The organism is Flavobacterium sp. ASW18X (assembly GCF_005144745.1).
Classification (GTDB): Bacteria; Bacteroidota; Bacteroidia; order Flavobacteriales; family Flavobacteriaceae; genus Croceivirga.
On sequence record NZ_SWKK01000011.1, the window covers coordinates 51,561 to 64,770 of the forward strand.

At 43.5% G+C, this 13,210-nt stretch carries 8 protein-coding genes; all 8 read right to left on the reverse strand.

The genetic code is table 11. From position 1 onward, the window contains the following. Positions 1–73 precede the first annotated feature (73 nt). Positions 74–1,348 (reverse strand): alginate lyase family protein, encoded by a 1,275-nt coding sequence (locus tag FBT53_RS08480; protein ID WP_169630339.1) that lies wholly within the window; start codon positions 1,346–1,348, stop codon positions 74–76. Positions 1,349–1,353: 5 nt separating this feature from the next. After that, complete coding sequence (locus tag FBT53_RS08485; protein WP_136950750.1) at positions 1,354–2,241, reverse strand: VOC family protein; 888 nt, start codon at positions 2,239–2,241, stop codon at positions 1,354–1,356. Between the two features lie 84 nt (positions 2,242–2,325). After that, on the reverse strand, positions 2,326–3,378 hold the full coding sequence (rhaT, locus tag FBT53_RS08490) for an L-rhamnose/proton symporter RhaT (protein ID WP_136950751.1): 1,053 nt from the start codon (positions 3,376–3,378) through the stop codon (positions 2,326–2,328). 9 nt (positions 3,379–3,387) lie between these two features. Next, complete coding sequence (locus tag FBT53_RS08495; RefSeq protein ID WP_136950752.1) at positions 3,388–4,785, reverse strand: sulfatase; 1,398 nt, start codon at positions 4,783–4,785, stop codon at positions 3,388–3,390. Further along, the gene (locus tag FBT53_RS08500) at positions 4,782–6,272 is read right to left on the reverse strand and encodes an arylsulfatase (RefSeq protein ID WP_370323741.1); all 1,491 of its coding nucleotides are present in this window, start codon (positions 6,270–6,272) and stop codon (positions 4,782–4,784) included. Before FBT53_RS08500 ends, FBT53_RS08495 begins: the two co-directional genes overlap by 4 nt. A 19-nt stretch (positions 6,273–6,291) precedes the next feature. Continuing rightward, positions 6,292–7,863 carry a glycoside hydrolase family 88 protein gene (locus FBT53_RS08505; protein WP_169630340.1) on the reverse strand — a complete coding sequence of 524 codons (1,572 nt, stop codon included), beginning with the start codon at positions 7,861–7,863 and terminating at the stop codon, positions 6,292–6,294. A gap of 362 nt (positions 7,864–8,225) precedes the next feature. Further along, positions 8,226–9,647, reverse strand: a complete 1,422-nt coding sequence (locus FBT53_RS08510; protein ID WP_136950755.1) for a sulfatase — start codon at positions 9,645–9,647, stop codon at positions 8,226–8,228. Positions 9,648–9,897: 250 nt separating this feature from the next. After that, positions 9,898–12,954 (reverse strand): T9SS type A sorting domain-containing protein, encoded by a 3,057-nt coding sequence (locus FBT53_RS08515; protein ID WP_136950756.1) that lies wholly within the window; start codon positions 12,952–12,954, stop codon positions 9,898–9,900. Positions 12,955–13,210 lie beyond the last annotated feature (256 nt).

Below are 13,210 nucleotides of genomic sequence, written 5' to 3' on the forward strand. Positions count from 1 at the left end.
CGTCAATCTCATTCCTGAGAGTTTCCAAAATGTATTCTTGTCAATTTCAACTCCATTGAGCTATTCGTATTGCTCAAAACGAGTTTTTTGGATGCGTTAGCTGAAAGCTTGATTCCCTAAAACCAGCAAACTGCGAGACAATAGCTTCATATTCTTCATCTTCATATCCAATACTCCCCATGCGAAATGCGGGGGCAATAATCTCTGGTTGATAGGGAACCACTTGCTTGTAATGCCAGACCCTTGGGGGTAGCCCTTCTGGTACTACCTCGACATAAGGTCTGAGGAACTCCAAAGCTTTTCTGATGCTGCGGCCATCTTCCGTCTGGTAGCTCCACAAATCCACTCCTACCCACTCGCCAAGAATCGCAAGCTCGGTGAGGCCCGTCAAATTCATTTCGGAGTAATTGAACGATTTGGTACGGCGAAGCTCCATGGGTTGGGCCCCATCTGGTTCTATTTGAAGCGCGATGCGGTTTTCTTTCACTGACTCCAGCTTTTCACGAGCTAGGTCTTGCTGGCCCAGAGCTAGTGCCATGCGAACCACCCGCACATCGAACATGGTGCCGTGGTTCTGCCTCATTTGTACCTCTTCACGACCGTACTCGCTATTCATAAACCAATCCAGAAAGTCCGTTATCCAAATCTCCAGTGCTTTTCGGTCCTCTTCTTTCCAATGAATTGACCCATCCAATAGACCCGCAGCATCCACCGCTTGCACAACGCCACCCGCTTCTATCATTCCAATGTACCGCCCTTCGTTTCTACCGGGCACAGCTTGGGCATATTGAAGGTGCGGGTTCATCCGCGTTTCGGGGTCGATAAACCAAACCCGAAGGCATCGCGCTGCATGGGCAGCGTAGGATTCCTTACCTGTAAGGTAATACGCTAGGGCGAGCGATTCTACCAAGTGACCAATCTGTTGTCCCCGTGAATAGTCTGCAAAATCCGAATCTCTGGATTCCGGATTGATTACACCGTCCTTTGGCAAGTAAGGTAGCCCGTCCGACTTCGATGGGTCCGGCCAAAGGTAGGGCGCCTGGGTATAGTAGTCATTCAGATTGCCAGTGACAGGATGCCGTTTTTTATCGGTTACCGTTGGAGGTTTTGTTGTTAAAGCTTCATCAGCGGTTTTTACCAGGGCTTCGTAGGCCGGCATAAGGGAGGATTCACCTTGGGAAATGGCTTGCTTCACCTTGGGTAAGGCTCCACGTCTTGCCCCAAAGAAACGAGGACTTTCCTTGTCAGCCGAGGCCGACTTGTCTTGTGCAAAATCCGCTTGCGGAAGAACCATTAAAAACAGGATTGCCAATAGTGAGAAACGTGATGGTACCATCTCATTCATCATTTTAGTCATTTAGTTACTGCCTCCTTTGATTCCATTAATTCACTACGTGTGCCATCTAAATCGTGTACATTGAACAGCCATCGGTTGCTGCGGCCAATCATGGGTTCATGGCGTTCAAGATCGGGCAAGGCATTGAACAACATATCGCGATGCGACTTTTGAATATCATCAGTCAATAGGCACATATGGTGCATGTTTCCCATTTGGTTTCGATTTGGTTTCATATCGTTTATAAGAATATACTCAACGTAGTCGCCTCTTTCACCCGGCATCTGCATATTTACCCAAGCATCCGGACCACCATCCTCACGTGATCCTCGCCATATCTCCTGAAAGCCCAAAGCATCTCGATACAACTCGTTGGACGCCTTTTCGTCAGCAATGGTGATGCCCACATGAAGCAAGCGATTGGAAACCCGTCTCGCCCCTAAATGCTTACCCTTAGCTAGGGTCTGCTTGGAATTGGAAGTATATTCCACAAAAAGTAACTTATGTCCGTTCGGATCTATGAGCATACTCGCCAAGGTGCCGTCCGGTTTTTTTTCCACAGGTGCTGGATTCAGTCCTCGTTCTTTGAGCATCGCTACAGTAGTTTCAATGTCAGAAACCTGAAAAGCGACCTCTACCAAGCGGTTATCATCCGTACCCTCGGGTTTTGAAACCAGCTTCACGAACTGGTCATCGTTGATTTTTAAGTACCAAGTCTCTCTATCTTCATACGAAGCAAATGCAAATTCGAATCCATAAAAAGCCGTATAGAAGGCGCGCGATTGCTCTAAGCTTGAGACCTGAAATGCCACATGGGCTATTCCCAGTATGGGAAGCGCTTTTTCAGTTTTCTTTCCCATGGATAGGAAGGAAAACACTAGGGTTATAATGACTAATTTCTTCATATGTATTGTTTAAATTAAGATTAAAATTTACCAATATTGGAATTGAATTGGTATACTATCTAGATTTTTAGATACAGGCTTTCCTTAAATGGAATTTCCTATCCCCACCAAAACCACGGATAATAGTATCACGACGATTCCTGCAATGATGGTCACCTTGGTTTTTCTGGCCACCCCCTTCCATTCCTTTCGATAAATACCCCAGAGATTGGCGGTCAAAATGATGGTGGACATGTGTAAAATCCAAGAACTAGCACCATTGCCCAATTTGCTTTCGCCCATCCCATAAAAGAAAAATTGTAAGAACCAGATAAATCCTGCCAAGGAAGCAAAGAGGATATTTTTGGTTAAAGGGGTATTCTTATTTTTAAAATCGTTGTAGGACCTATTTTTGACACTCAAGAGAGTCGTCCAAAACAGGTTGGTAGTGAGTCCACCCCAAAGGATGAGCACAAAAGTGACGTTATTGGCAAATAGGGCATCATGGCCCGATGCTACGGCAGCTTCTGCTAAGGGTTTACCCGATTCAATCCCAAAATTGAAAAAGGCACTTAAAATTCCAGAGAGTATGGCCACAAATAAGCCCTTTACAAGGTTGAACTCTGCTACGCTTTTCTTTTTTTCTGCTTCGGAAAGTTGCTTTTCTTTTAGCATTCCAGCCTTGCCGCAAACCGCAATGCCTAGAATGCAAACGACCACTCCCAAGAGTACGACCTGTCCACCAACCGATGCCAACATTTCGGTAAAAGTCACCTTCCCGTCAGTCGGAACTAGATTGTAATAAATCGGCGGAACCAAGGCCCCAAAAGCGGCGCAAAAGCCGAGCACAACAGAATTACCTAAGGACATGCCCAAGTATCGTATGCCCAAGCCGTACGATAGTCCACCAACACCCCAAAGCAGACCCATCAAAAATGTAAAGAATAGGATGCTACTGGAAGCATTACCAATAATTTCCATAAAATTGGGTACGGTCAACCCTGCTGCTATGGGCGGCACAATGAGCCACGACATAAGACCGCCTACCATCCAATAACTTTCCCAAGCCCAGCCTTTCACTTTGTTATAAGGCATGTAAAAACTACCGGCAGCAATACCGCCCAACGAATGAAATAAAACCCCTAAAATTGCTTGCATCGTACTACATCAATTTTTTTCAAAATATTCTGGATTTAACTCAGTGGGTATGGGGGCGTTGGTTTCTTCCCACCAATTTTTCAATAACCGTAAAAGTTCTTCTCTTTTTTCGGGATGGGTTTCCGCTAGATTGTTGCGTTCCCCAATATCCTCAGCAAGATTGTACAATTCCATACCATTATCTTCAAAGTAGTAATGCAATTTCCAATCACCCTGTCGAACTACGGAACCCGGGCGCGTTCTAAACAAGGAATCCCTTGTTTCATTATCATTAACATTATAGGCTTGTAGGTATATGGGGAAATGCCAAAATAGAGGGCGTTCCAAAGTTTTGATTTTCTTCTCTAAAACATCAGATAAATTAGCACCGTCAAATGTTATGGAAGTATTTTGAATACCTGCATATTCCAAGATGGTTGGAAAAATATCCAGATTGGATATAGGAATATCACTTTTACCATTCGGTTTTATCTTTTCTTTCAACACAAAGAAAAAAGGTTCCCTAATACCTCCTTCATAATAACTGCCTTTTCCTGCCCGCAACGGTTTCTGCTTGGTCACGCCGTACAGACCCCCATTATCCGAGGTAAAAACCAGCATCGTATTTTCAAAAACATGCTTCTCTCTTAGCTTTTGAATGAGCAAGCCAATATTTCTGTCCAGATTATCAACCATGGTGGCATATTCCGCATTGCCCTGTCCTTCCCAAGACGTCTTGTTCTGATAGATGGGCAAAAGACTATCCACGGGCATAATGGGCACATGTACCGCATAGGGGGAATAATTAAGAAAAAATGGTTTCTGTACCGTGTCCAAAAAGCCTAAAGCCTTTTCCATGATTAAATCGGTAAGATATGCTGCCTTACCATCTTCAATTTTCACATTCCCATAGGGCGGAAGGTAGCTCTTGGGTAAACCGTTATGGCCACCGCCTATATTAACATCAAAACCATATTCAAGCGGATTATCACTTAAATGCCATTTCCCGGCTTGGCAAGTGATATATCCATTTTCCTGTAAAATGGTGGGCAGTATCCTGTGTTCTCGACTTAAGGTATGGGTGTTTTTTGTTGGAATCAGTCTTCGGTCTTTGTCTTTTCCGCGTTCGGAAGAATTCACGGTATAAACCCCATGGCGTGGCGTCCATTGGCCTGTCATTAAACAGGCCCTACTTGGGGCACAATTGGAAGCTGAAGCATAGCCATTGGTAAAGACCATGCCTTGGCTGGCCAAGTAATCAATATTAGGGGTTTCATAGTATTGACTTCCCATAAAACCGACATCTTTCCAACCCATATCATCTACATTGATGATAATGATATTGGGTTTGGTTGATTCTTTCGGGACAGTACTGCAAGAGTTTAGGATGAGCAATATCAATGGTATAAGACTGAAGACTCTTTTCATTGTTCAGGCAATTTTTCAAATTCAAAACGAAAAACCTCGGATGTTGTTCGTTCGTCCTTCATGATTTGTTCCATCTGAGTTACCATCTCTGGATTTTCATCTGCTATATTATTTTCCTCGCTAGGGTCTGTCCTTAAATCATACAAATTGATTGGGGCATCGGGGTTATTTGCCATATTCAAACGAATCCCTTTCCAGTCTCCCATTCGAACAGCTTGTTTTCCGCCTCGCTCATGAAATTCCCAATACAGAAAATCATGTTTGCGCTGTTCTTTGACCAATAGTTCCGGTAAAAATGAAATACCATCAATCTTTTCTGGAATCGCAACTTCTGCAATCTCCCCAACGGTAGGCAGAAAATCCCAAAATGCAGATATATGGTTTGAAATGGAATTGGCTTTAATGGAGTTTGGCCAATACGCAATCATGGGTACCCGAATTCCGCCTTCGTATAAATCACGTTTGTACCCCTTAAATTCACCGTTGCTATTGAAATAGTCTGGGTCTGCACCACCCTCTTGATGCGGACCATTATCCGAGGTGAAAATAATCAGCGTATTGTCAGCAATACCCAAATCCTCCACTTTCTTTCGAATTTCACCTACCTGTTTATCAAGTAGATAAACCATTGCAGCAAAAGCGGCATGTGACTCTTTTTGTGAACCGTAAGGGCCTTTTCGATACTGTGGACCATCATCTAGACCAACATATTCCTTTTCGGGTAAATATTTCCCCTGGAATTTTTGGAGAAGACTGTCGGGTACCAAAAGTTCCGCATGGGGAATGATGGAAGGATAATACATAAAAAAAGTCGTGTCCTTATTTCGTTCCAAAAACTCCACTGCTTTTTGATGTATCACGTCCGGGGCATAAGCTCCTTCTTTTTTACCTTGATTGGCCGTAATAGCCACCTTGGTTTGGTTCTCCCATAAATGATAGGGATAATAGTTATGGCCCATTCGCTGACAATTATAGCCATAGAACATATCAAAACCTTGCCGATTGGGGTCTCCTTCAGAACCAGGATAGCCCAGACCCCATTTACCAAAGGCTCCGGTAACATAGCCTGCGGATTTTAAGAGTTCTGCAACGGTAACGACCGAAGAATCCAATGGATATTGCCCTTCTGGCCTAATTTCTTTGTTACCCCTGACAAAGGTATGGCCCGTATGTAGACCTGTCATTAATGCAGAACGTGAGGGCGCACAGACCGTGGAACCGGAATAGTGTTGCGTGAAAAGCATACCATCTTGGGCGAGTTTATCAATATTGGGAGTTTCAAACTTCTTCTGGCCCAGGATGCTCAGATCACCATAACCCAAATCGTCCGCCAAGATGTAAATGATATTGGGCCTCTTTTCAACACCCTGTTCTATTTCGTGTACTTTTTCCACACAGGAAAAAAGGATTGCTGACAAAACGATACAAAGCACTGAACGGTAAGCTTGAAATCTATTGGTCATTATATTTGAGAAATGTCTTTTCATTTAATTGGAATGGCCGCCATTACTGGGAACCTAATACTTTTAGTTCCTCCAAAATCGCCATACCAAAGAATCCCGTGGTATAGGCACAACTTGAAGGAAAGTACTCCCTGATGCCCACCATGGAATGTGAGGTACTGCCAACCAAACCTCCTATGGCTTCTACATCTGGGCCTGTGTATTGATTCTCCAAACACCATGAAAGTGCCTTACGGGCGGTCTGTAAATATTCCGACTTTCCCGTTGCCTCATAAAGTTGGTAAAACAATAAACTCCAGAGGGGGGTGCCCTTTTCCGTAACGCTTACTTCTTGTGGGTCTTTATCAAAGATAAAGGACCAAGAGCCATCCTCATTCTGGTTTTCTTGAAGATGTTTTGCCATTTTTTCGGCATATTGTAGGTAAATGGTATCCGGATACATTCTGTTCATGGCCAACAAACCTTCCATGGCCCATCCTGAGCCGCGGGTCATTCTCATGGTTTCCACATTTTCTTTGGTGGTCCAATCATATGCCCGATGCCAAAGGCCATCCTCCCGTTGAAAAACCTTCATGTGTTTATCCATAAATTTTTTACCACTCTCACGAAATTGATTTTCCCTGGTCACCTCATAAAGGGCGGCATGCCCTTCGGGGTCCCATCCGGTCTCATCGAGTATTTTTGCGTTAAACAAATCTTCATCATAGCGGTAAAAGTGTGGGAGCACATCAAAATCATCAAGCATTTCTGCTTTTTTGACGGCCCAATATTTAGAAGCTTCTAAATAGGTACTGTCTCCCGTAGCTTCGTACAATGGCATTAACGCCCAACGAACCATAACACCAGAATCTGAAGTACCTATCCATTTTGCGTAGGAATGAAACCTACGCATCCAGATGACCAAAAAAGACCCCTCACTTGGGTGTCCTTCTTCCTTTACTTGATACTTAAGAATATTACGCCCAATCTTGTCAGCGGACGCTATCAACTCCTCCTTGTTGTATAATTTTTGGATTTCCGGCACGTGTATGGCGTCAAGCACCATTTTTACATATTGGGTGCTAGCCCAATTCCAATAACTGGTCCGGTGCAGTTTTGCCTCAACATCGTAAAAGGCAAAAAGGCTGCCGTAGGTGGGACTGGCAGGATTATTGTTTTGTCTACGAAGTCCATCCGCTATCACCAAATCCAATGCCGCAATGAGTCGTTCCCGGGATACGGGTCCGCCCTTCATTTTTTCCAACTCCATAGCTTTTTTGGATACTATTGGGGTTTTTTCTATTTGAGCGGAAGCGATTTCCGTAGCCTTATCATCATTGTAGACCACAAGGCTCACCCTACCCGACCAGTCTTCTGATAAAAGGCGGAAGCTATGTGTAAATTCCCTGAGAATAACCGGAAAGGTTTTTCGCAAATAAACCTTCTCAATTTTTGGAGTGGTATGGTCGAGCATAAGGGAGTTCTCCCAGTGCTCCAATTTATGTGACGGTAAAATGATTTCCTTTTTCAAAGGTGAACTATCCCTGAAATAAGGCCCTCCGAAGATATAATCGCCTGTTGGCTCCTCCTCAAAAACACAGACCCCATCCATACCCAGTTCCAATGCAACATCCACCACCGGGTATCTGGTGTCCAGAGGGGACTTTTGAAAATTTTTGGCCGCCCACTCAGGATTTGGGTCATCCCGATAAATTTCACGGGCGCTGGAGACAGGATGGTTTCTATCGGATTCAATTCGAATTTCGAATTCGGTAATCCCTTTCGGAATATAGCCTTCTAACAATAATTCTTTCCCGTTTTTCGATAACTGGAGTTCAGCTTCCCTCTCGTCTGAAGATGCCATACGCTCTTGTGAAGTAACAATAGGGCCACTAAATAAAAAACATAAAGAAATCAGTAAAAATTGGTAGGCTCTCCATGAGATGCAATTGTAAAAATTGTTATTCATGTGTTTGTGTTTTTGTTGTAGTTGGAATTTTAATTTTTTTGTAGAAAATCCTCCCCCCATTTCTCCCTTAATTCTTCCGCCAGTTGGCTTACCGTTTCTTGATATTCCGGAAGTTCTGCCAGATTACTCAATTCCAAAGGGTCCGTTTTATGGTCGAACAACATACGGGCATAGGCAACTCCATCATCTTTTGTCCATTCGGTATAAAACAAATCCCCTTTAATTAAGGTCACGGCATCCTTAAATTTAGCTACTGCCCAATCTTTTTCTTGTGGTTCCCCATTTAAAAGCGGCACAAAACTTTGTCCTTGTACGGTCTTGGGAACTTCCAATCCAACCAATTCCGCTAAACTTGGATAAATGTCGATATATTCCGTTATGGCATCAGTGGTTTGCCCACTGGTTGTACCCGGTACCTTTATCATCAAAGGGGTTCTAAGGGAGCTTTCAAAAGTTACGTGCTTACACCACAATTTGTGGTCTCCCAAATTCCATCCATGATCACCCCATAGTATGACAATGGTATCATCTTGAAGTTTCAAACGCCTCAATTCATCGAGCACCAAGCCAATCTGGGCATCCACATAACTTACACAGGCGTAGTATCCATGGATAAGTTCTTTGGCCAAATCTTCCGAAACCTCACCTTCATTGGGTGCATTGCTGTATTTTCTTAGTTCACCGAATCTATGGAATGCCTCTTTTGGCGTGTTTTCGGGCTGAACATAATTATCGGGCAATTCAATTCTGCTTCTATCGTATAAATCCCAATATTTCTTGGGGGCATTAAAAGGCAAATGGGGTTTCATAAAACCCAGGGCAAGAAAAAATGGTTGGTCCACATCCTTCAATTGTCTTAAATCTTCAATGCCTTTTTGGGCAATTTTACCGTCAAAATAGGTGCTGTCGGCTGTTTCAATAGCTTCAAAAGCCGGTCCATAATTGGTTTCCAAAGCTTCTTTTGCATTATTGGGCAATTGATAGTCCCTAACATTGCCTTTGGGAAACCATCTGGAATCCCACGCGGCTCTATCATCTTTACCATTGTGGTAGATTTTTCCGTTGGATATGGTCGTATAGCCATTCTGTTTCAATAACAGTGGCAAGGAGACTGCCTCAGGGTAATCTACATCTTTCTGGGTTGGGGCGTCTAAAAATCGGTAACGTGTGGGTCTGGTACCCGTAAGTAGACTTGCCCTTGATGCACCACATACGGGAACATTGCAATAGGCCCTATTAAAGACCATGCTCTCTGCGGCGAGTTTATCCAAGTTTGGAGATGATATCTGGTCTGCCCCGTAAAAATTCAGTTCAGGTCGTAAATCATCGACCGCTATAAATAGGATATTCTTGGGTTTGTTCGGCTGACTTACTTCTTTTTTCTGGTTCTTATCTTGACATGAAGCGGTTAAGAGACAACATGTTAATAGGTATACGAGGATTTTTTTCATTTTAAGAGAATGCTTGAGCGATTGGAAACCTTAAATCTTTATTTCTTAATCCCTGAAAATACAATTTGGAATTGCTCAGACTATCCTGCTACGTCCTGCTTGGCTGGTTCTATCTTAACAAACCTGAACTACAGGAAGCTTTAACAGTTTTTCAATTTTATTCAAGATATGCCCTACGCCTATGGTACAATAAAAACAAAGGCCGGCATATCGCCGGCCCTTGTTTTTTTTAAGCTTTACTTCTCTTATATTAGTTCTTGATCACCTTGATGCTCTCTATCTTGGTGCCTCTATCAAAAATATTTATGAAATAAATACCCTTTCTAAGGTAATTCACTGTAAGCCTTTTTTCAGTAGTGTTTTTAGGAATTAGTGTACGGTAAACTATACGACCGTTATTATTGTACATAATTACTCTATAATTTTTTGTCGTAGGTACTGAAAAATGGATGTTGGTATGGTTTGTAAAAGGATTGGGGGAGACGGTAATATCCAGCTCCACTGGTGGTACATCATCGCAGCTGCCCAAACTGGCTCCTCTTGCCAAAAGCCTTTCTGCCACAATTTTGGGAACGCATAAACTTACGCCCCTAAAACATACCTGTACTCTTGGACGTCTAGAATTGTTGCCACAGCTCACATCAATCACCTCAACCGTAATTTCTGCGCTGGTCTCACAACCCTTAGCGTCAGTTACCGTTACAGTGTAGGTCTGTGTGCTATCAGGACATGCTTCTATCATTTCGGTTGTTTCGCTGGTACTCCATTCATACGTATAAGGCCCTTCTCCTCCTGAGACCGCTGTTACTCCGATGGTTGCACATTGGTTTTCTTCATATCCTTTGTACAGGGTCATCTTATCAGTGACCATAACAACTATTTCATCGGGTGCTGTAATTTCGATACTTGCTACGGTGGTTGCGTTCAAAGCATCGGTAACCGTTACGGAATAAATACCTGCCGCAAGGTTGCTAATCGTTTCCGTTGTTTCACCGGAACTCCATTCATAGGTATAAGGGGCTATTCCCCCAGTAACCGACACACTGGCCGTACCGTCATCTGCGCCAGCGCAGCTCACATTTGTAGCAACTACCTCCGATTGCAAAGATTCCCCTACTGGAATGGCCTGCCATACGCTTCTGTTATCCGTATCAGGAACTTTACTATGGGTTACCGTTCCATCTTCATTTTGATACAGAAATCGGCCAGAGGTTCTGGATTCAAAGCGATACGTATCCGTAGTTTCGTCATAATTTATAATCCACGTCTTATCGGTATCGCCTGCTGGCGGTTCTTTTGTGGTACTTAAAACCACATACGGACCACCTGGGCCTCCGGCACCTGGTGCGCGCAGAATTCCGGTTCCACCGGTTGCACTTTCACTATCGATATTATAATAGGACCCACTTTTGACAAACGTCCATTGCGTATTTTCTGCTCCTCCTGAAACTGACATGGTAACGGGTTGCGCGCTTACTGCCGCAGCGGTCAAGAATTCTCCCGTTTCTACATTTCGTAATACAACAACGTCATCGCCAAATGTTGGGCCTGAATTGTCGACAACTTCCGCTTTTTCATAGGTGGTCTCTGCCCATCTTATTTGAGCCCTACCCCCTCTTACACGATAGGCACCATATCTGATACCGGATTGGAGCCCTCTTTCGGGGTCAGGAATATTAAAATTAAAGGCTTCGCCATCGATAACGGCATCACAATAATGTATCTTCTTCGAAGCATCGTTTGGATCTTCCCTGAAACCAATTTCCAACTTAAAATCAATTTCCGCATTCTTCGCTACACGTTTTAAAAATACTACTTCTCGACCACTACCAGATCCGCCTCGTTCCAGAATACGTTCCGCATAAATATCAAAGGCCACTTGCTTATCTGCATCGTCACCAGTGCCATAAACGGGCTTTGCCAAATACAAACAGATAGCTGGGTCTGCAGAACCACCGCCGCCTGAGTGTTTTCCTTTGGCTTGTATTAGGTAGCTTCCGTCTTGGTTGAAAGAACCTGCATCGCCTACTTCAAGAATTCTTACAATTCCCGTGAATTTTGCAAAACTCCCTACTCCGGTTTCTTGTGACCTGGATAACGAACGTTCTATTCTAGGTTGTAAGGTATTGGGTGCATCAATGTGGTTAGAGCCGTCCGTAATATTATATACACCCCAGGTTTTGCCATATAAATCAACTTCAGAATAGTCAGCATAGCAGCTTCTATCATCAACTGTTCCTACATTAACGGCGTTTGGAATGTCAAAATTTCGCGTATTGTTGTTGTCGAATTCACCTGAACACGACAAATCTGGATTGGTATCTTCATCTGGAGCTACTTCTGCAGAGCTTCCTCCAACGGGAATAAGTCTCCAATTACTTCGGTTGTCGGTAGCTTCAACAACGGAATGGGTAACAGTTCCATCTGCATTCTGATATAAAAATCTACCGGAGGTTCTAGAACCGAATCTGTAGGTATCGGTTGAAACATTATATTCAATGGACCACGTTTTGTCGGTATCGGCCGCCGGTGGAGCCTTTAAGGTACTTAAAACCACATAAGGGCCTGCAGAACTACCAGCACCTGGTGCACGTAGTATTCCCGTGCCACCAGAGGCACTTTCACTATCTATGTTAAAAAAGTCTCCACTTTCTACAAGTGCCCAATGTGTGTTTTCAGCTTCTCCAGAAGCCGACATGGTAACAGGTTGATTACTTCCTGCTGCGGTGGTTAAGAATTCCCCGGTTTCCACATTTTGAAATGTAAGTGTTGTTTCCAGCGGAATTTGCAGCAGCGGAATCAGTTTCCAATTGCTTCGATTATCGGTTGCATCGGCTTGAGAATGGGTTACCGTTCCATCTTCATTTTGATACAAAAATCTTCCTGTTGTATTTGACCCAAATCTATAAGTGTCCTCTGTGGCGTTGTAAGCGATTGTCCACACCTTATCTGTATCGGCTGCCGGCGGAGCCTTTAACGTACTTACAATGGCATAGGCCCCTGCTGAAAAGTTAGCCCCTGTTGCACGAAGTATTCCAGTACCACCAGAGGTACTTTCACTATCTATATTATATATTCCACTTCCGCTAGCACTTTCCACAAAAGACCAATAGGTATTTTGAGCTTCCCCAGTAGCGGACATGGTAACCGGTTGGGTACTGCCAGGTGCTGTAGTTAAGAATTCACCAGTTGCTACATTTTGCAATCTAAAAACACCATCAGAGGGTGGCGCATCTTGTGCTGCTAAAGCAATCGAAAAGAATGCCAAACAACTAAATAACAATGATTTAAAAGTAATTTTATTCATATTGTGAGGTTTTTGCTAAAATTATCTTAATGTTTTCTTAAGACTATCCTGTACTATACTAATATTTTGGAGATAGGCACTATACCATTGGGAAGTAAATTAGGCAACGGTATTCGCTGGTAGATTTTTCAGAAGTAGATTAATATTCTGACTATTAATCTATTGTGTGGCAATTAGATGAAATGGCGTGGCTAAAAAAGCAAGCACAACGTCATCTCTGGCGTGCTGATTATCTTGCCCAACCCTGCTTCGCTGG

Excerpts from the sequence above, each read along its gene's own strand:
- FBT53_RS08480 (WP_169630339.1), bottom strand. The coding sequence starts at position 1,348 with ATGATGAATGAGATGGTACCATCACGTTTCTCACTATTGGCAATCCTG.
- FBT53_RS08485 (WP_136950750.1), bottom strand. The coding sequence starts at position 2,241 with ATGAAGAAATTAGTCATTATAACCCTAGTGTTTTCCTTCCTATCCATG.
- rhaT (WP_136950751.1), bottom strand. The coding sequence starts at position 3,378 with ATGCAAGCAATTTTAGGGGTTTTATTTCATTCGTTGGGCGGTATTGCT.
- FBT53_RS08495 (WP_136950752.1), bottom strand. The coding sequence starts at position 4,785 with ATGAAAAGAGTCTTCAGTCTTATACCATTGATATTGCTCATCCTAAAC.
- FBT53_RS08500 (WP_370323741.1), bottom strand. The coding sequence starts at position 6,272 with ATGAAAAGACATTTCTCAAATATAATGACCAATAGATTTCAAGCTTAC.
- FBT53_RS08510 (WP_136950755.1), bottom strand. The coding sequence starts at position 9,647 with ATGAAAAAAATCCTCGTATACCTATTAACATGTTGTCTCTTAACCGCT.
- FBT53_RS08515 (WP_136950756.1), bottom strand. The coding sequence starts at position 12,954 with ATGAATAAAATTACTTTTAAATCATTGTTATTTAGTTGTTTGGCATTC.